The following is a 20,171-nucleotide window of genomic DNA, read 5'->3' as shown; positions in this document are numbered from 1 at the left end:
GCCCCGCTCCATTCACCCGCCAGCCCGGTGCGAGGGCCAGCCGGCCGGCACGGGCGATTTCAGCACGCAGCAGACGCATATCACGACATGACGGAAACCGTAGCACTCAAGATCGTACAGCGCATCGCCGACGAATTGGCGGTCCAGCCCCGGCAGGTCGCCGCGGCCGTGCAACTCCTCGACGAAGGCTCCACCGTTCCGTTTATCGCCCGCTACCGCAAGGAAGTCACGGGCAATCTCGACGACACGCAATTGCGCCAACTCGAAGAGCGCCTGCTGTATCTGCGCGAACTGGAAGAACGCCGCGCGACGATCGTCGCGAGCATCGACGAGCAAGGCAAGCTGACGGACGAATTGCGCGCGGCGATCGAAGCGGCCGACAGCAAGCAAACGCTCGAGGATCTGTACCTGCCGTATAAGCCGAAGCGTCGCACGCGCGCTCAGATCGCCCGCGAAGCCGGGCTCGAGCCGCTCGCGCACGCGCTGCTCGCGAATCCGCTTCTCGACCCGCAAACGCAAGCCGCCGCCTACGTGAGCGCGGACAAGGGCGTCGCCGACGTGAAAGCCGCGCTCGACGGCGCGCGCGACATCCTGTCCGAACAATTCGGCGAGACGGCCGAACTGCTCGGCAAGCTGCGCGACTATTTGTTCGAGCGCGGCGTGGTGTCGTCGGCGGTCGTCGACGGCAAGCAAGGCGACGAGGGCGAAAAATTCCGCGATTACTACGACTATGCCGAGACGCTCAAAACGGTGCCGTCGCACCGCGCGCTCGCGCTCTTTCGCGGCCGCAACGCGGGCGTGCTGAGCGTGAAGCTCGGCCTGGGCGAGGAACTCGACGCGCAGGTGCCGCATCCAGGCGAAGCGATGATCGCCCGCCATTTCGGCATCGCCAATCAAGGCCGGCCGGCCGACAAATGGCTCGCCGACGTGTGCCGCTGGTGCTGGCGCGTGAAGGTGCAGCCGCACCTCGAAACCGAATTGCTCACGCAGCTGCGCGAGACGGCCGAGCATGAAGCGATCCGCGTATTCGCGCGCAATCTGAAGGATTTGCTGCTCGCCGCGCCCGCCGGCCCGAAGGCCGTGATCGGTCTCGATCCGGGCTTGCGCACCGGCGTGAAAGTCGCCGTCGTCGATCGCACCGGCAAGCTGCTCGCCACCGACACGATTTATCCGCACGAACCGCGCCGTGACTGGGACGGCTCCCTTGCCAAGCTCGCGCGCATCGCGCGCGAAACGCAGGCCGAGCTGATCAGCATCGGCAACGGCACCGCGTCGCGCGAAACCGATAAGCTCGCGGGCGAATTGATCGCAAAGCATCCGGAACTCCGGCTGCAGAAGATCGTCGTGTCCGAAGCAGGCGCGTCCGTCTATTCGGCCTCCGAGCTTGCCGCCAAGGAATTCCCGGATCTGGACGTGTCGTTGCGCGGCGCGGTGTCGATCGCACGCCGGCTGCAGGACCCGCTCGCCGAACTCGTGAAGATCGAGCCGAAGGCGATCGGCGTGGGCCAGTATCAGCATGACGTCAATCAGCGCGAGCTTGCGCGTTCGCTCGACGCGGTCGTCGAGGATTGCGTCAACGCCGTGGGCGTCGACGCGAACACCGCGTCGGCCGCGCTGCTTGCGCGCGTCTCCGGGCTCAACGCGACGCTTGCGCGCAACATCGTCGATTATCGCGACGCGAACGGGCCGTTCCCGTCGCGCGAGCATCTGCGCCGTGTACCGCGCCTGGGCGACAAAACCTTCGAGCAGGCAGCGGGCTTCTTGCGGATCAATGGCGGCGAGAATCCGCTCGACCGCTCGTCGGTGCACCCCGAGGCATATCCCGTCGTCGAGCGGATTCTCGCGAAAATCAGCAAACGGATCGACGACGTGCTCGGCAACCGCGACGCGCTAGCCGGGCTGTCGCCCACCGAATTCGTCGACGAGCGCTTCGGGTTGCCGACGGTGCGCGATATCCTCGGCGAGCTTGAAAAACCGGGCCGCGACCCGCGCCCCGAATTCAAGACCGCGACGTTCCGCGAAGGCGTGGAGAAAGTGTCGGACCTCGCGCCCGGCATGGTGCTCGAGGCCGTCGTGACGAACGTCGCGGCATTCGGCGCGTTTGTCGACATCGGCGTCCATCAGGACGGGCTCGTGCACGTGTCGGCAATGTCGACGAAATTCGTCAAGGACCCGCACGAGGTCGTGAAAGCCGGCCAGGTGGTCAAGGTGAAGGTGCTCGACGTCGACGTGAAGCGTCAGCGGATTTCGCTGACCATGCGTCTGGACGACGACTTCGCGCCGAATGCCGCCGCAGGCGGACGCGGCGGCAGCACCGAGCGCGGCGGGATGCGCGGCGGTGGCGGCAATCGCCCTGCCCGTTCGTCGCGCGAGCCGGAGCCGGCGGGCGCAATGGCCGCGGCGTTTGCCAAACTCAAGCAATCGCGCTGAACCGACGCCAGGCGGCTGCCGAGCGGCCGCCTGGCGTCGATTGATGCGTCGCGCGCCGGCGCCGAGCGGCTTTGGACGCATCCTGACCAGGCCATGCGGCCGACAAGCGGGCATCGGACGCGCCGTCACTCACCCTTGAATGCCGGCCTGCGTTTCTCGAGAAATGCCGTCACGCCTTCGCGATAATCCGCGCTGCCGTAAACCTTCTGCCGCATCGCCTCGATTTTCTCGAACGCCTGAGCGGGAACGGCGTGATAGTCGGTCAGCACGCGCAATTGCTCCTTCACCACCGCAATCGCCAATGGCGCTTTCGATGCCATGCCCGTTGCGAGGGCCATCGTCCGCGCCTCCAGTTCGACGCTCGGCATCAGGCGATTGACGATCCCCCATTGCAAGGCCCGCTGCGCATCCAACGGCTCGGCAGTGAAAAACATCTCCCTGACGAGATTCAAAGGCAACCGGCCCAGAAAATGCAGCAAGCCCGTCGTGTTGTAAGGCAATCCGATGTTGGCCGGCGTGATCGCGAATGTCGCGGACTCGTCGGCGACGATCATGTCGCAGCTCAATACCAGATCAAACGCGCCGCCCCACACCGAGCCTCGCACCATCGCCACCACCGGCACCGGCAGTGCGCGTATCGCCCGCAGCGTCCGCTCCAACGGATCGAAATAACCCAGCGGGTCCGTGCCGCCTTGCGGCAGCTCCCGAATATCGTGGCCCGCCGACCATACGCTCATCCCGGGCGCCGCGCGCAGAATCACCACGCGCGCACCCCGCTCGACGACGCCGTCCAGCGCACTCATCAATGCGCCGAGCAACTGCGCGCTCAACGCATTGCGCTTGGCCGGATGATCGAGCGTGATCACGCCAACGCCGTCACGCACATCCGAGCGGACCAGTTCGCCCGCCGCAACCACGCCGCTCATCGCCCGCTCCCGACAAATTCGGCGACGATCGCCGCACGGTCGGCGTCGAGTTCCGGCGCCGGACGCATCGTTCGCGGCTCCGGCATGCCCATGACCTTGACAGGATTGCCCGCGACGCTCAGTTCCCCCGCAACCGGATCGGCCACGCGCACGATCATATTGCGCGCGACAATCTGCGGCTCGGCCATCATGTGCGCGATATCGTTGATCGGCGCGCATGGTACGCCTTTCGCGGTCAACGCATCCAGCCAATACGACACGCAGCGGGTCACCGACACGCTTTCGATCTCCGCCTGCAATGCATCCACGTTCCGATGACGCAGTTCATTGGTGGCGAAACGGGGATCGCGCGCAAGCTCAGGCCGCCCGAGCACGTCGGTGGCAAGCGAGAACAGATGATCGTTGCCCGCGGCGATGATGATATTGCCGTCGGCGGCGGCATAGGCCTGAAACGGCGCCACCGTCGGATGCCGAGTGCCCAACGGGCCGGGAGCCTCACCGGTCTTTGCATACACGGTCACGGCGTCCTCCATGATCGCCGCCTGGCAATCGAGCATCGCGATATCGAGCTTGCATCCCACCCCGGCCAACGAGCGCCGATACAGCGCGGCATTGATGCCCAGCGCCAAATACAACCCAGCCGTGATATCGCCGATCGACACGCCGACGCGTGCGGGCGCGCCGCCCGGATGCCCCGTCACGCTCATGATGCCGCCCATTCCCTGCACGACCATGTCATACGCGGCGAGACTGGAGCGCGGCCCCGTATCGCCGAATCCGGATACCGCGCCGTAGATGAGCTGAGGAAATCGGTCGTGCAGCATGTCCCATCCATAACCGAGCTTCTCCATCGTGCCGGGCCGATAATTTTCGACCAGCACATCCGCTTTCGAGACTAATTTTTCGAATATCGAACGGTCTTCGCCGCGTTTCAAATTGAGGGCGATGCTTTCTTTGTTGCAATTAATAGCCGAGAAATATAATGATTTTCCATTGGCGAACGGACCGAAAGCGCGCGCGTCGTCGCCGACCACCGGCATCTCGACTTTTATCACGCGCGCGCCCAGGTTCGCCAGGGTCATGGTAGCAAAAGGGCCGGCCAGCACGCGGGAAAGATCCACGATTTTTACGTCGGCAAGCAGGGATTTCAACGCATTTTGATGCATGAGAAACCTCTCGAGGTGATCAACCCTGATGACAGAAAAACCGATTTATTATTGATATTTTATTTTTAATCGTTAATCACCGAATGCGTGACGCGAAACCATACCAATATACCAACACGCGCTTATTCGGAATCAGATGACACGAAAATTGTCGCCACGATACGAATCGGGCGATTCAGCCGTTATCGGATATCGCCATCGAGCATAGCACAGCGATTATCATGCATTAAAACCCGCGGCTTGCGCTGTTTGACAACGCACACTCATCGCTCAGGATCCAATGACCATGCAGCCTCTTCTTATCGATCTCGAAGACCGGCTCGACACTGAACGGCTGATTCTTCGCTGCGTCAAGCCAGGCGACGGCCCCAAGATCAACGAAGCGCTATGCGACTCGCTCAACGCGCTGCGGCAGTTTCCGGCCTCGTTGCCTTGGGCACTCGAGGAACCGTCGCTCGAACGTTCGGAAATCTATTGCCGGGAGGGTTTCGCGAACTTCATCGCCAGACGCGATTTTCGTTTCCTCATCCTGCTGCGCGACACGGAAATGCTCGCGGGATGCTGCGGACTACATCAGCCGAATTGGAGCGTGCCAAGCATCGAGATCGGCTGGTGGGGCAACACGCGTCATCAAGGGCACGGCTATATCAGCGAGGCAGTGGCCGCACTCGTACAGTTCGCCTTTGCGCGGCTGGGAATGCGCCGCGTGTCGGCGTTTGTCGATGACCTCAATCTCAAAAGCGCGCGTGTATGCGAACGCGCGGGCTTGACGCTCGAAGGCGTGCTGCGCAATGAGCGCGCCGATCCGGACGGCACGTTGCGTAACACGCGCGTCTATGCGGCGATAAGCGGGTAATAAACGAGCGATAAGCGAATGCGGGCGCCCTGACGAGCGCCGAGTGTCGTGCATCCGGGCGCTGGCCCATTCGACGGGGGCGCGTCCGTCTGGCATGCGCCCAGCTCCGGCCCGCGCGCAGCTTGCATGATGCAGCCCGGCCGCCCGCATCCGGCGCGTTCGCGCCGGACAGCGCACTCAGATCTCGATCTTGGTCCCCAGCTCGACGACGCGATTGGCCGGAATCGCGAAGAAATCCGTCGGTTTCGCGGCGTTCTGGTGCATCCATGCGAACACCCGCTCACGCCAGATCGACATGCCCGGCAAATGAGTCGGCACAACCGTCTCGCGTGCGATGAAGAACGACGTATCCATCAACTCGAACGTGGTGCCGCGCTGACGCGCCACCTCTTCGAGCACAGCCTTCACATCCGGCGTCTCGTTGAAGCCGTACTCCGCCTTGACGATGTAAAGTCCTTCGCCCGCATCGCGGATCGTCACGCGCTCGTCGTCCTTCACATACGGAATATCACGCGTGACGAACGTGAGGAAAATGGTCCGCTCGTGAAGAACTTTGTTGTGCTTGAGATTGTGCAGCAAACTCACCGGCACGAGCTTGCCGCTGCCGGTCAGATAGATCGCCGTGCCCGATACGCGATGCGGCGGATGCGCGAGCAGCCCTTGGAGGAACGGCTCGAGCGGAATGCCATCGGCCACCGTGCGCTCCTTGACGAGATGGCGCCCCTTGTACCATGTGGTCAGCAAGAAGAACAACAGCGCTCCGATGCCGAGCGGCAGCCAGCCGCCCTGCTCGACCTTCAGCAGATTCGCACCGAAGAACCCGAGATCGATCACGAGGAACACGCCGATGATCAACGCGACGAGCAGCCTGTTCCAGTTCCATACCTTCACCATCACGACCGCGGCTAGGATCGTCGTGATCACCATCGTCGCCGTTACCGCAATGCCGTATGCGGCCGCGAGATTGTCCGAACTCTTGAAGCCGATCACGATGCATAGGATCACGAACAACAGCAGCCAGTTGACGACCGGCACGTAGATCTGCCCGATCGCGAGTTCGGACGTATGCAGAATCTTCATCCGCGGCACATAGCCGAGCTGGATCGCCTGGCTCGTCAGCGAATAGGCGCCCGATATCACGGCCTGCGACGCGATCACCGTCGCGACCGTCGACAGCACGACGAGCGGCAGCGTTCCCCATTGCGGCGCGAGCAGGAAGAACGGGTTCGAGATCGCCTTCGGATTGACGAGCAGCAGCGCGCCCTGGCCGAAATAGTTGAGCACGAGCGACGGCATCACGAGCACGTATGCGGCAAGCCGGATCGGCTTCGCGCCGAAGTGGCCCATGTCCGCATAAAGCGCCTCCGCGCCCGTCAGCACCAGCACGACCGAGCCGAGCACCACATAGGCAAGCAGTACGTGGTCGGCCATGAACGAAAATGCGTAGTACGGATTGATCGCCGAGATGATCTGCGGCGCTTGCGCGATGTGATACACGCCGAGAATCGCCAGCACGATGAACCAGACGACCATGATCGGGCCGAACAGCTTGCCGACCGTTGCCGTGCCGTGCCGCTGAATCCAGAACAGCGCGATCAGGATCGCGATCGTGATCGGCATGACGAGATGGGTGAGTTGCGGCGCCGCGACCTGCAACCCTTCGACCGCCGACATCACGGAAATCGCCGGCGTGATGACCGCATCGCCATAGAACATACACGCGCCGAAGATGCCAAGGCCCATCATCAGCCCCGCCACCCGCGACTTTGGCGTCAATGGCCGCAACGACAACGCCATCAGCGCAAGCACGCCGCCTTCGCCGTTGTTATCGGCACGCATCACGAACAAAACGTACTTGACGCCGACCACGAGGATAATCGCCCAGAACAACAGCGAGATCACGCCCAGAATCGAGCTTTGCGTGAGAGGAATGCCGTGCTCCGGGCTGAACGCCTCCTTGAGCGAGTACAACGGGCTCGTGCCGATGTCGCCAAAAACTACGCCGATAGCGGCAATCGCGAGTGACTGCAGCGAATGCTGGCGCGTGGACGAGTGATTCGTGTCGGTCATAAAAGCGGGATAAATCCGTGCTGGGGTCGGAAAAACGAGCGCTATTCTAACTGGCCACGCAAAAATGCCGCCGCGCCGTGTTGTGAGCGCACCACTTGAAGCGGCGCGCCCAGTGTAGCATGGGGTCGTGACGCTTTCGGACGCGGCAACGTGCCGGGAACCGCGCCGCGCGGCGGCATGGCAATCTGAGCCACGTTGCGCGATGCGCTGTAAGGAGAACATAAAAAACGGCGCTTCATCGGAGCGCCGTTTCGATGCCGCCGCGCGGAAACCGCATGCGTTGCCTGCAACGGAAGGCCCGCGCAAAGCTCATGCAGCGAGCGGATTACGCGAGTGCCGCGTCGTCGTCGCGCTGCGCGTTACCGCGTTTGATCCACGCACCGAGATTGTGCGGACGCACCGTGTCCCACTCCTCGAACGGCTGATGAATCCACGGGTTCGTCGGCAGGTATTGGACGTGATAATCGGGCTTCACTTTCGAGCAACCCTTGTACCAAAGCACCGCGGAACGCACTGCCGTCACGGCCGGATAACGCTCCTTCAAATGCTGCTGGACGCGCGCGAGCGTCACGCCCGAATCGACCAGATCGTCGACGAGCAGCACGTTGCCGGATAAATCGCCACGCGTCATCGTGATGTACTGCGCGATGTCGAGTTCGCCCTGCTCGCGGCCCGCCGCCTCGCGATACGAACTCGTCGCGAGAATCGCGAGCGGCAGATCGTAGATTCGCGACAACTGATCGCCGACGCGCAAGCCGCCGCGCGCGAGGCACAGAATCTTGTCGAATTTCCACCCCGATTCGTGCACCGCGAGCGCAAGCAGCTCGATCAGCCGGTGATATTCGTCCCAGCCGACCCACAGGTTCTTTTCGTCGTTGCGCGGATCGGACATTTTGATCGTCATCGTCATGTTTTGCGTCATCGTCGCTTACACCTTGAACGGATGGCGCAACAGGATCGTCTCGTCGCGGTCGGGGCCGGTCGATACCATGTCGATCGGCACGCCCGCCACTTCCTGCACGCGCGACAGGTACGCGCGTGCATTCGCCGGCAGCGCGTCCCACGAATCGATGCCGACCGTGCTTTCCTTCCAGCCGCTGAACGTCTCGTAGACAGGCTCGCAGCGCGCGACCTCGGCAGCGCCGCGCGGCAGCAGATCGAAATCCTCGCCGTCGATCTTGTAACCGACGCACAGCTTGACTTCGTCGAGGCCGTCGAGCACGTCGAGCTTCGTCATGCATAGGCCCGACACGCCGTTGATCTGGATCGAGCGACGCAGCGCGGCCGCATCAAGCCAGCCGGTGCGGCGCGGACGGCCCGTGACCGAGCCGAATTCCTTGCCGACGTTCGCGAGCGTCAACCCGACCTGGTCCTGGCGGCTCGGGTTGTCCGCGTCGTACAGTTCGCTCGGGAACGGTCCCGCGCCGACGCGCGTGCAATACGCCTTCGTGATGCCGAGGATGTAGTTGAGCTTCTGCGGGCCGACACCCGCGCCCGCCGCCGCCGCGCCCGCCACGCAATTGCTCGACGTGACGAACGGATAGGTGCCGTGATCGATGTCGAGCAGCGTGCCTTGCGCGCCTTCGAACAGCAGGTTGCGGCCCGCGTGATTTTCTTCGTACAGCCGGCGCGACACGTCGGTCACCATCGGCTTCAAGCGATCCGCGTAGCCGAGCATCGTATCGAGCGTCGCCTGGAAATCGACCGCCGCGCCGCCCAAATATTGGGTCAGCACGAAGTTGTGAAAATCGAGATTTTCGCGCAGGCGGTCGGCAAACGTTCTCGCATCGAACAGATCCTGCACGCGCAGCGCGCGGCGGCCAACCTTGTCCTCATAGGCCGGGCCGATGCCGCGGCCCGTCGTGCCGATCTTGTCCGCGCCGCGGCGCGCTTCGCGTGCCTGGTCGATCGCGACGTGGTACGGCAGAATCAGCGTCGTCGCCTCGGAAATGAACAGGCGCTCGCACACGGAAACGCCCGCCTCCTCCAACTCGCCGATTTCCTTGAAGAGCGCCTCGGGCGACAGCACGACACCGTTGCCGATGTAGCACGCGACGCGTTCACGCATGATGCCCGACGGAATGAGGCGCAAGATCGTCTTCTTGCCGCCGATGATGAGGGTGTGGCCGGCGTTGTGGCCGCCCTGGAAACGCACGACGCCGTGAGCGTGGTCCGTCAGCCAGTCGACTACCTTGCCCTTGCCTTCATCACCCCATTGAGTCCCCACGACGACGACGTTGCGCCCGGGAGTCACGTTCACTGCGCTGACAGACATGTTGATTCGTTGGCTGGTTAAAAATGTATTCTACCTAGGTTCGCCGCCAGCTCCGAATTTTTCCGTTTCACTTCAACGATATGGCACGCTGAAAGCGGCTCGGAAACCGGCCGGCGGAGCCTCGCGCGGGCGGCATCGCGCGGCGATGCGCGCTCCGTCAGCGGCGCTCGACGACCCACGCGCCGCCCCGCTCGACGAGCATGCGGTCGCACGCGAATTCGTCGAGCCCGCCGTCGTGGCCCGGCAACGCCTCGATCACCACCTCGCCCGCATCGCGCAGCGCAGCAACGGTTGCCCGCAGCGCAGCGTCCTGGTTCCACGGCGCGAGAATCGCGGCGCCGCGCGCCTCCACCGGCGAAATCCGCGCGATTTCGCGCAGATCGAGCGAGAAACCCGTCGCCGGACGCGCGCGCCCGTATGCCTGGCCGACGTGATCGTAACGTCCGCCGCGCGCCACCGCATTCGGCACGCCGTCGACATACGCGGAAAACATCGCGCCGCTGTGGTACGCGTAACCGCGCAAATCGGCGAGATCGATCGTCACTTCGGCATTCGTCACTCGCGCGGCAAGCTCGCTCAGATCGTCGAGCGCGCTGTCGATTTCGGGCAGCGCGGGCAGCTCGCGCCGCGCCTCGTCGAGCACCGACGGATCGCCGTACAGATGCGGCAACGCACGCAGCGCGGCGCGCGTATCCGGGCCGAGGTCATCGGTCAATTCGTGCAGCAGCGGCACGTCCTTGCCCGCAAGCGCGTCGTACAGCGCCTCGCCGCGGGCGGCCGCGGCCGTGTCGCGTGAGAACAACGCAGCCAGCACGCCGGCATGGCACAAGTCGAGCCGGATTTTCGTCAGACCAGACAGATGCAGCGCGTCGAGCATCAGTTGCTGGATCTCCTGATCGGCCTCCAGGCCCGCATGCCCGTAAATTTCCGCGCCGATCTGGATTTGCTCGCGCGTCGCATGCAGACCGCGCGGTCGCGTATGCAGCACGTGGCCGGCATAACAAAGGCGCGTGACGCCTTGGCGGTTCAGCAGATGCGCATCGATGCGCGCGACTTGCGGCGTGATATCCGCGCGCAAGCCGAGCGTGCGCCCCGACAACTGATCGACGAGCTTGAACGTGCGCAGATTCAGATCGTTGCCGCCGCCCGTGAGCAGCGATTCGAGATATTCGAGAAGCGGCGGCATCACCATTTCGTAGCCATACGAGCGAAAACGGTCGAGCAGCCTGCGGCGCAGCTCCTCGATCTTGCGCGCCTCCGACGGCAGTACGTCGGCAATATTCTCGGGAAGTAACCAGGTCGACATCGTGGCGATCCTACGACAGGAAACACGGCGCGCGCACGCGCCTCGGATTGAAATCGGGTGCGACGCCCGGCTTGGGCCGAACGTCTGCGGCATGCGGGCGCCGGCCGGCGCCCACGCGGCGACGGGTCAGGTCACGAGCAGCAGCAACGCGAGCCCGAGCGCCATCACGACGAATCCGCCGATCCGGATATGGTGCGGTGGCCGCTCCGCCATTCTACGGAACGTGTCGCGCCACGCGCTCGGGAATACGAACGGAAACGCGCCCTCGACGATGAGCATCAGCGCGACAGCAAGCAGTAACGAGCCAGCGAGATTCATGTGAGCGGCCAAGCGCGCCGGCGCGTCAACGTTTATGGGGAGCCGCGCCTGCCGCCGGCGCACCGCCCGTCGGGCTGCGCATGAAGCGGAAGAACTCGCTGTCGGGATCGACGACGATGATGTCGTTCGGCTTGAAGCTGTTCCGGTACGCCTGCAGGCTCGCGTAGAACTGATAGAACTGCGGGTCGCGGCCGAACGCGTCGGCCGCGATCGACGCCGCCTGCGCGTCGCCGTCGCCCTTGATCGATTGCGCAGTCTTGTACGCATCGGCCAGGACGGCCTGCTGCTGGCGGCTCGCATCCGCGCGGATCTGCTCGGCCTGCGCGGCGCCTTGCGCACGTTCACGCTGCGCCTGCTGCTGCAGGTCGGCCGTTATCCGGCGATACGCATCGTCCGCTTGCGCGGCCGGCAGATCGACACGGGTGAGTTGCACGTCGACGATATCGATGCCAAGCGGCGCCGCGGCCGCGCCGAGCGCCTGCTTCACCTCTTGCGCGATCGCGCGTTGCTCGCCGAGTGCCGCATCGCGCGCGCGCTTGGCAAACGCATCGTCAAGCGCGCGCTTGATGGCCGCCGAAAGACGGTCGACCTCGCCGCGCGCCGCGCCGCCCGTCTGCTGGTAATACTTGAGCGCATCGGCAATCCGGTATCTGACGACGGGACTCACGAGCAGATCGCGGCCGTCCTGCGTGGTCAAGCTTTGCGGATCGGCCAGGTCGAACGACTGGATGCGAATGTCGACGAGCGTCGCCGCCTGCAGCGGCTGCGGCAGTTTGAAATGCAGGCCGGGACCGGCAAGCGTCGGCGCGGCGCCGTCGCGCGACGACAATACGGCCGCATGGCGCGGGTCGACGACGAACACCGTCGACGACGCCGCCAACACGGCGATGGCGATCGCTACGACGAGCGCGATGATTCGATTCATGTTGCAGCCCTCGTTACTGCAGATCGTCGGTGCGCGAACGGCTGCGGAAAGCCTCGCGGGAACGCAGCGAATCGCTGGCGGATGCCGGGCTGGCGGCAGCCGGCGGCGACACGCCCGCGGCGCTTGCCGCCGCCGCGGGCGCCTGTGACGATGCAGCGGGCGCTGCCGCCCGCGCTTGCGCATCGCTCGCGGGTGCGCCGCCGCTTGTGCCGCTGGCCGCCGCATCGGCCGCGCGCGCGCGGCCCGCTTCGACGATCTTGTCCAGCGGCAGGTACAGCATGCTGTTGCCCGCCTTGTTGCCGACGTACACCTTCGTCGTGTTCGAGTAGATCTCCTGCATCGTCTCGAGATACATCCGCTCGCGAATCACCGCGGGCGCCTTCGAATACTGTGCATAGACCTCCTTGAAGCGATCGGCATCGCCTTGCGCCTGCGTGACAACGCGCTGTGCGTAAGCCTTCGCATCGTCGATCATTTTCGCGGCGTCCCCCTGCGCGCGCGGCAGCAGTTCGCTCGCATACGTTTGAGCAGCGCTCTTCGCGGCCTCGCTGTCCTGCCGCGCTTTCGCAATGTCGTCAACGGCCGCCTGCGCCTGCTCGGGCGGCGCCACGCTCTGCACGGTCACGCCCGTCACGACGAGCCCCGTCTTGTAGTGGTCGAGATCGCGCTGGATCGCCTTCGAAAGCGCATCGCGCAGTGCATCGCGATCGCCGGCGAGCACGTCGTCCGCGGACCGGCTGCCGACCATCTCGCGCACCGCCGACTGCGCGGCCTGCGCGACGCTGCGCTCCGGATCGGCCGTGCGGAACAGATAATCGGTGGCAGACCCGATCCGATATTGAACGGCGAACCGCACATCGACGATATCGGCATCGCGCGTGAGCATCGATGCGTCCTTCACGTTCGCGAGCCGCACGACATTATTGCGGCCGATCTCGACGGAGCGCACCTGCGCGGTATCGACGATCTCGTGCGACTCGAACGGGGACGGCAGACGCCAGTGCACGCCTTCGCCGACCGTGCCCTTGTATTCGCCCAGGCGCAGCACCACGCCCGTCTGCCCGTCCTGCACGACAAAGATGCCGCTGCCGAGATAGATGGCGATCAGCGCGCCCGCGACGATGCCGACGCCTACCCGTGCCGCACGCCCGTTGTCGGGGCGCAAGCCGTTGTTGCCGGAGCCCTTGCGGCCGAGCCAGCCGGATAGGCGGCGATTGAAATTCCGCCACATCTCGTCGAGATCCGGGGGGCCTTCGTCGCGCCCGTCCGGGCGCTTCGACCCGTTCGCGCGCGGCGGCTCGCCGTTGCCGCCCCGCCCCCAGCGGGGGTCATTGATCGACGGCAATGCGTGCATCGGCCGCTGGGTACTCCGCTCGTTGTAGTCGTTCACCTGTGTTTGTTCACCAGATTGGAGCAGCATGACCGACCGCAGTCGTCAGTGCCCGTGTTCGGAAACCGGGTGGTCTTCGTGTGGTTGCGCCGGCGCGCCGATAAGCGGCATGGCGCCGGCGAGATGTTCCGCGGTAGCGATCTCGGCGATGGCGGCGCGCAACGCGTCGAGTCCTTGACCTGTTCGCGCGCTTAAAAAGACGCGCGAAATATTACCATACTCGTCCCGCTCGACCGCACCGCCGCGGGCCGCCAACTCCGGCACCGCATCGATCTTGTTGAACACCAGAATCTGGCGGATCGAATCCGCGCCGATCTCATGCAACACGCCGTTGACCTGCTCGATCTGCTCGAGCCGCACCACGCTCGACGCATCGACGACGTGCAGCAGCAGATCCGCATGAATCGTCTCCTCGAGCGTCGCGCGAAACGCGGCGACGAGCTGGTGCGGTAGCTCGCGAATGAATCCGACCGTGTCGGACACGACGATCTGCCCCACGTCGTCGCCGAGATAGACGCGCCGCGACGTCGTATCGAGCGTCGCGAACAGCTGGTCCGCCGCATACGCCTGCGCTTTCGTCAGCGCATTGAACAGCGTCGACTTGCCCGCGTTCGTATAGCCGACGAGCGACACCGACATCGTCCGGTTGCGCTCGCGCTGGCGGCGCTGCGTGTGGTGCTGACGGCGCAGTTTCTCGAGCCGAGATTTCAGCATTTTGATGCGCTCGCCGATCAATCGCCGGTCGGTTTCGAGCTGGGTTTCGCCGGGACCGCGCAGGCCGATACCGCCCTTTTGCCGTTCGAGGTGGGTCCAGGCACGAATCAGCCGGGTGGCGAGATATTGAAGCTGCGCGAGTTCGACCTGCAATTTGCCTTCGTGGCTGCGCGCGCGCTGCGCGAAGATGTCGAGAATCAGGCTGGTGCGATCGACGACGCGCCGATTGAGCATCCGCTCCAGATTGCGTTGCTGCGCGGGTGCGAGCGCATGGTTGAAGATGACGATTTCGACGTCGTTCGCCTCGCATGCGAGCCGCAATTCTTCGGCTTTACCGCTGCCGACGAACATCGCGGCATCGGGGCTCGCGCGGCGGCCCGTCAGCGTGACGGCGGGATGGGCGCCCGCGCTGGCGGCGAGCAGACTGAGTTCTTCGAGACTGGCTTCGAAATCGGTTTTGCCGAAATCGATGCCGACTAACGCTGCGTTGATCAAATTGTCGGATATCAAGATAAGGCGGCTGACATCAATTGCCGACGGCCATGCGAGCCAGCCGCGGCATAGGTTAGGACGCTGCTTCCGCGTCCGGGTGGAAATTCACCGGGCGGGCAGGCACGACCGTCGAAATGGCGTGCTTGTATACCATCTGGGTAACCGTGTTCCGGAGCAACACGACGTACTGGTCGAACGATTCGATGTTCCCTTGAAGCTTGATGCCGTTAACGAGATAGATCGAAACCGGCACATGCTCCTTACGCAGTGCGTTCAAAAACGGGTCTTGTAACAATTGCCCTTTGTTGCTCATGGCGTGCTCCATCTTTTTTGCAGGTTGATCTAGATTGGGGCGAAGAAAAAGAGATCCGCCGCCAATCGCTACACTATAGCCGATTTTGTCTGCGCCCCGCCTCTGCCATCAGGCCAGGCGCGCATGATATTGACCGATTATTCCTTGTCGGCATATGGATTCGTCGACGAACGGAACTCTATGCGCAATGGAGTGCCCGTCAACGAGAAAGTTTCTCGAAAACGATTCTCGAGATAACGTTTATACGTGTCGGTAACGGCGTCGAGCGCGTTGCCGTGAATCACGATGATGGGCGGATTCTGTCCGCCCTGGTGCGCATAGCGCAGTTTCGGCCGCACGGGGCCGCGGCGTCGCGGCTGCTGGAACTCGACCGCCTCGATCAACGCGCGCGTGAGCTTGGGCGTCGGCAGTTTCTTCATCGCGGCCGCATAGGCGTCGTCGACCGAGCGCATGAGCGGGCCGATACCCGTTTTCTCCGCGGCCGAAATGAAATGGAATTTCGCGAAATCGAGAAACTTGAGCTTGCGCGCGAGATCGGCCTTGGTGCGCTCGCGCACATGCGGATCGAGTCCGTCCCACTTGTTCACGCCAACGACGAGCGCGCGCCCCTGCTCGACCACGAAGCCCGCGATGTGCGCATCTTGGTCGGAGATGTCCTGACGCGCATCCAGCAGCAGAATCACGACGTTCGCATCGGCGATCGACTGCAGCGTCTTCACCACCGAGAACTTCTCGATCGCCTCGAACACCTTGCCGCGCCGGCGCAACCCCGCGGTATCGATCAGCGTGTACTGCCTGCCGTTGCGCTCGAAATCGACGTAAATCGAATCGCGCGTCGTGCCCGGCATGTCGAACGCGATCACGCGCTCCTCGCCGATCAGCGTGTTCACGAGCGTCGATTTGCCGACGTTCGGCCGCCCGACGATCGCGATCTTGGTGCCGCGCGCGGCAGCGTTCTCGTCGCTCTCCTCCGGCTGGCTCGCATAGGCGACGTCGAGCGCCTCGTTGATCATGTCGGTCACGCCGTCGCCGTGCGCGGCCGAAATCGCGCGCGGATCGCCCAGGCCAAGTTCGTAGAAATCGGCGGCGACCGCCGTGTACTTCATCCCTTCGGCCTTGTTGACGACGAGGAAGATCGGACGCCCGGTTTTTCTGAGATAGTCGGCGATCGATTTATCCTGCGGCGCGAGGCCGTTGCGGCCGTCGACGATGAACACGACGACGTCGGCCTCCTCGACCGCCTGCCGCGTTTGCCGCGCCATCTCGTGCAGGATGCCGTCCTTCGCGACCGGCTCGAAGCCGCCCGTGTCGACGACGAGATACGGCCGCGCGCCGATCCGCCCCTCGCCATAATGGCGATCGCGCGTGAGGCCGGGCAAATCGGCGACCAGCGCATCGCGCGAACGCGTGAGCCGGTTGAACAGCGTGGATTTCCCCACATTGGGGCGCCCAACAAGGGCAATGACCGGTTTCATCTGATGATGTCGTCTACGTGAAGCGCAAGCGGCGGAAGGCTCGCTGGCCGCGAGCGGCTGCGCTTGATGGAAATTAGCACGAATTCGCGCCGAACCGGCGCGCACGCGGCTGCATCGGCGCCGCGATACTTTTATTGATCAACCTGCCCCTGCGCTGCCGCAAGCCGCGGCACGACGCGCGGCAGACCGCCTTCGGCAGACTTCTCAAGACCCGCTACAGCGGGCCGGCGCACAACTACTCATCCTCTCTTCTATCGCGGCCGGCGTGCGAACCCGCTGTGTGCCGCGCGATGTTCAGCGCGGACGGAAACCGTATACGCCGCCGTCCTGCGTTTGCACGACGAGCGTGTTGCCCGCGAGCACGGGCGCCGCGTTGATCGCGCTGCCGTCCGTCTTCATCCGGGCGACGAATGCGCCGTCGTCACGCGACAGGAAATGCACGAAGCCCTTGTAATCGCCGAGCACCACGGCGCGGCCGAGCAGATACGGCACGCCGACGTCGCGGCTCTTGAGCTTGTCGTTGCGCCAAAGCTCCTTGCCCGTCGCGACGTCATACGCGGCGACGACGGACCAGTCGTCGCCGCCCACGACCACCGTATCGTCCTGCGCGATGCCGCTGCGGCTGGAGAACGGTTTTTCCCACTGCGGACGGCCGGAATTCGCGTCGAAGCAGCCGAGCTGCCCCTGGAACGTCACCGCGCAGGTTTCGGCGCCGACGAGCGTAGGCGCGCCCGTCACGTCATTGATCCGCTCGACCTCGGTCACGCCCTTCGGGAACGACACCGGCGTTTGCCAGAACGGCTCGCCGGTCTGCAGGTTCAGCGCGATGAGACCGCCGCCCGGAAAGCCCGCGAGCACCGCGGCATCGCCCGCGAACGTCATGCCGGCCGACACGCGCAGGTTGAGCGGCACCGCCCGGTTGCGGTAGCTCCACTTCTGCTCGCCCGTCTGCGCGGAGAATGCGATCACCTGGCCGTCGATCGTGCGCACGATCACAAAACCGTTGCCGACGAGCGGCGGCGAGAAGATCTCGCCTTGCACGGACGTCTTCCACAACAGCTTGCCATCCGGACCAAGCACGAAGAGGCCGCCCTTCAGCGCGCCGACCGCAGTCAGATTGCCGTCGCTGCCGACGCCGGCGGACAGGTCGGAACCCACCTTCGTGCGCCACACTTCCTGGCCCGTCTTCGCATCGATCTTCTCGACCGAGCCGTTCGCGCCGGCAACATAGACCGCATCGCCCACCGCGACCGGCGAGAACGAATAGCGGCCGCCCTTGCCGACGCTCGCCTTCCACACCTGCTGCACGTCGAGCGCGGGTTTGAACTCGGCAAGCGGCGTCGGCACGCGGCGTGCGTCCTTCGATGACGAACAGGCCGCGAGAACCAGGACGGCCGCCGCACAGGCAACAGGAGCAGCGTAACGTTTCAGCAGATTCATCGATGAGCGAAGCAAAGTTAGGTTGAGAACAAAAGCGCGCGCTTAGCCGCCGAGCGCATCCAGCTTGAATTGCACGAGTTGGCGCGAGGACGAATCATCCTTCGGCAGCGCGTCGAGCGCGAGCTTGTATGCGGCGCGCGCATCGTCGCTCTTGCCTTGCGCGGCAAGCAGGTCGCCACGGCGATCCGCGACGAGCCCCTTGAACGCATCGGGCGGCGTGCCCGCGAGCAGCGCGAGCCCCGCGTCGTATGCCTTTTCGTCGAGCAGCAGCGACGCAAGACGCAACTTCGCGATCTGCTTGTACTCGTCGTCCTTCGCGTGATCGACCGTCCATTGGAGCTGCGCCTTGGCGAGCGCCGCGTCGCCCGCGCCGTAGAGCGCCTTCGCGGCTTCAAGCGCCGTCATCTGCGCATAGGCGGTGCCGCCGAACTTGTCTTCCATGTCAGCGGCGACGCGTGAAATCTTCGCCTTGTCGTTCGACGCGACGGCCTGCTGCACCTGCTCATACAGCACCGCCGCCTGCGCGGCCTGACGCCGCTGCCAGTAATTCCAGCCGTTCCATGCCGCCGCGACCGCGAGCACGGCAATGGCGATCCAGGTCGTCAGATTGCCCCACCGGGTCCACCATGCCTTCAGGTTTTCAATCGATTCTTGTTCGTCGTGGTAGCTCATCGCCTAGCGATTCCTTCCTGTACACGCTTTCTGGTCGAGGACACGCCGCGATCAGTCGTCGCCGTCTTCGGCGGATGCAACCATCGCATTGATTAGAAATTCGGTCAAGTTTTCGACCGGCACCGACTGCTGAGCCTGCTTTTCGCCCGCCGCGCCCGCATCGCGCAAAGGTTTCACGCTCGCCGTGCCGTTCGCTACTTCGTCCTCGCCGAAAATCACCGCGAATGCCGCGCCGCTCGCGTCCGCGCGCTTCATTTGCGATTTGAAGCTCGCGCCGGCGCCGTCGGCGCTGCAATGGAAAATCACATCGAGGCCCGTGTCGCGCAGCCGCTCGGCGACGACGAATGCCTGCTCGCGCGCCGCATCGCCCTGATGGACCACGTAGACATCGACGCCGTCCTGCTCCGGCACGAGATCGTCTTCCTTCAGCAGTTCGAGAATCCGCTCGATACCCATCCCCCAGCCGCACGCGGGCGCGGGCTTGCCGCCCAATTGCTCGATCAGCGCGTCGTAGCGGCCGCCGGCCGCCACCGTGCCCTGCGCGCCGAGCTTGTCGGTCACCCACTCGAACACGGTCAGGTTGTAGTAGTCGAGGCCGCGCACGAGACGCGGATTGATCTTGAACGGCACGTTGTTGGCCTTCAGCAGGCGCTGCAACCCTTCGAAATGCGCGCGCGACTCATCGCCGAGGAAATCGATCAGCTTCGGCGCATTCTCGACGATCGCCTGCAGCGCGGGATTCTTCGTATCCAGCACGCGCAGCGGGTTCGTATATAGACGGCGCTGCGCATCGGCGTCGAGCTGGTCGGCGTGCTGCTCGAGATACTTGATCAACTCGACGCGGTGCGCGGCGCGCTCTTCGGCGAGACCGAGCGAATTGATCTCGAGCCGGATGCCCATGAGGCCGAGATCGTCCCACAGCCGCTGGCACATCATGATGATTTCCGCGTCGGCGTCCGGGCCCGCGAAGCCGAGCGCCTCGACGCCGACTTGATGGAACTGCCGATAGCGGCCGCGCTGCGGGCGCTCGTGGCGAAACATCGGGCCGATGTAGAAGAGCCGCTTCGGTCCGTCGTACAGCAGGTTATGTTCGATCGACGCACGCACGACGGCCGCGGTGCCTTCCGGGCGCAGCGCGAGTTCGTCGCCGTTCAGCGAATCGGTGAAGTTGTACAGTTCCTTCTCGACGATGTCGGTCACTTCGCCGATGCCGCGCGTGAAAAGTTGCGTGTGCTCGACGATTGGCGTGCGGATGCCCTGATAGCCATACGCGCGCAACAGCGATTTCGCGGTCGATTCGAAGAATTCCCACAACGCGGCATCCTGCGGCAGGATGTCGTTCATGCCCTTCACGCCCGTCAGTTTGTCGAGCTTTCGCTTTTGTTCTGTCATCTGGTTACGGT

General features: G+C 64.2%; 17 protein-coding genes. 2 read left to right on the top strand and 15 right to left on the bottom strand.

Going from position 1 to position 20,171, the window contains the following annotated elements; translation table 11 throughout:
- Positions 1-87 precede the first annotated feature (87 nt).
- On the top strand, positions 88-2,430 hold the full coding sequence (locus BSIN_RS00630) for a Tex family protein (RefSeq protein ID WP_089339178.1): 2,343 nt from the start codon (positions 88-90) through the stop codon (positions 2,428-2,430).
- Between the two features lie 125 nt (positions 2,431-2,555).
- Here BSIN_RS00630 and scpB read toward each other — a convergent pair whose 3' ends face one another.
- Positions 2,556-3,356, bottom strand: a complete 801-nt coding sequence (gene scpB / locus BSIN_RS00625) for a methylmalonyl-CoA decarboxylase (protein ID WP_089339177.1) — start codon at positions 3,354-3,356, stop codon at positions 2,556-2,558.
- Positions 3,353-4,522 carry a CaiB/BaiF CoA transferase family protein gene (locus BSIN_RS00620; protein ID WP_089339176.1) on the bottom strand — a complete coding sequence of 390 codons (1,170 nt, stop codon included), beginning with the start codon at positions 4,520-4,522 and terminating at the stop codon, positions 3,353-3,355. The genes scpB and BSIN_RS00620 overlap by 4 nt, the downstream gene beginning before the upstream one ends.
- A 286-nt stretch (positions 4,523-4,808) precedes the next feature.
- On the opposite strand from BSIN_RS00620, the gene BSIN_RS00615 reads away from it, so the two are divergent.
- Positions 4,809-5,378 (top strand): GNAT family N-acetyltransferase, encoded by a 570-nt coding sequence (locus BSIN_RS00615; RefSeq protein ID WP_159935868.1) that lies wholly within the window; start codon positions 4,809-4,811, stop codon positions 5,376-5,378.
- A 177-nt stretch (positions 5,379-5,555) separates the two neighbouring features.
- Here BSIN_RS00615 and BSIN_RS00610 read toward each other — a convergent pair whose 3' ends face one another.
- From BSIN_RS00610 to hisS, 13 genes are all read right to left on the bottom strand, one after another.
- Positions 5,556-7,448, bottom strand: coding sequence for a potassium transporter Kup (locus tag BSIN_RS00610; protein WP_059518089.1), 1,893 nt, complete (start codon positions 7,446-7,448; stop codon positions 5,556-5,558).
- A gap of 325 nt (positions 7,449-7,773) precedes the next feature.
- On the bottom strand, positions 7,774-8,370 hold the full coding sequence (locus tag BSIN_RS00605) for a phosphoribosyltransferase (RefSeq protein ID WP_059518091.1): 597 nt from the start codon (positions 8,368-8,370) through the stop codon (positions 7,774-7,776).
- A 6-nt stretch (positions 8,371-8,376) separates the two neighbouring features.
- A complete protein-coding gene (locus tag BSIN_RS00600; protein ID WP_059518093.1) occupies positions 8,377-9,723 on the bottom strand; it encodes an adenylosuccinate synthase in 1,347 nt (448 codons plus the stop codon).
- Positions 9,724-9,880: 157 nt separating this feature from the next.
- The gene (locus BSIN_RS00595) at positions 9,881-11,029 is read right to left on the bottom strand and encodes an ATP phosphoribosyltransferase regulatory subunit (RefSeq protein WP_089339174.1); all 1,149 of its coding nucleotides are present in this window, start codon (positions 11,027-11,029) and stop codon (positions 9,881-9,883) included.
- A gap of 126 nt (positions 11,030-11,155) precedes the next feature.
- Complete coding sequence (locus tag BSIN_RS00590) at positions 11,156-11,347, bottom strand: DUF2065 domain-containing protein (protein WP_059518097.1); 192 nt, start codon at positions 11,345-11,347, stop codon at positions 11,156-11,158.
- 25 nt (positions 11,348-11,372) lie between these two features.
- A complete protein-coding gene (gene hflC, locus BSIN_RS00585; protein WP_089339173.1) occupies positions 11,373-12,272 on the bottom strand; it encodes a protease modulator HflC in 900 nt (299 codons plus the stop codon).
- Positions 12,273-12,285: 13 nt separating this feature from the next.
- A complete protein-coding gene (gene hflK, locus BSIN_RS00580) occupies positions 12,286-13,626 on the bottom strand; it encodes an FtsH protease activity modulator HflK (protein WP_089339202.1) in 1,341 nt (446 codons plus the stop codon).
- Between the two features lie 81 nt (positions 13,627-13,707).
- Positions 13,708-14,871, bottom strand: a complete 1,164-nt coding sequence (hflX, locus tag BSIN_RS00575) for a GTPase HflX (RefSeq protein WP_059518271.1) — start codon at positions 14,869-14,871, stop codon at positions 13,708-13,710.
- 70 nt (positions 14,872-14,941) lie between these two features.
- Positions 14,942-15,181 (bottom strand): RNA chaperone Hfq, encoded by a 240-nt coding sequence (gene hfq / locus BSIN_RS00570; protein ID WP_004192796.1) that lies wholly within the window; start codon positions 15,179-15,181, stop codon positions 14,942-14,944.
- Between the two features lie 137 nt (positions 15,182-15,318).
- Positions 15,319-16,656: a ribosome biogenesis GTPase Der gene (gene der / locus BSIN_RS00565; protein WP_089339171.1), complete on the bottom strand. Its 1,338-nt coding sequence runs from the start codon at positions 16,654-16,656 to the stop codon at positions 15,319-15,321.
- A gap of 294 nt (positions 16,657-16,950) precedes the next feature.
- Positions 16,951-18,096, bottom strand: coding sequence for an outer membrane protein assembly factor BamB (gene bamB, locus BSIN_RS00560; protein WP_089339170.1), 1,146 nt, complete (start codon positions 18,094-18,096; stop codon positions 16,951-16,953).
- Positions 18,097-18,138: 42 nt separating this feature from the next.
- Entirely contained in the window at positions 18,139-18,768 is a 630-nt protein-coding gene (locus BSIN_RS00555; RefSeq protein WP_059518105.1) for a tetratricopeptide repeat protein, read from the bottom strand.
- A gap of 51 nt (positions 18,769-18,819) precedes the next feature.
- On the bottom strand, positions 18,820-20,160 hold the full coding sequence (hisS, locus tag BSIN_RS00550; RefSeq protein ID WP_089339169.1) for a histidine--tRNA ligase: 1,341 nt from the start codon (positions 20,158-20,160) through the stop codon (positions 18,820-18,822).
- Positions 20,161-20,171: the final 11 nt, after the last annotated feature.

This window comes from Burkholderia singularis (assembly GCF_900176645.1).
GTDB classification, from domain to species: Bacteria; Pseudomonadota; Gammaproteobacteria; order Burkholderiales; family Burkholderiaceae; genus Burkholderia; species Burkholderia singularis.
The sequence above is the reverse complement of the archived record's forward strand: the minus strand, read 5'-3'. Positions and strand labels throughout refer to the sequence as shown.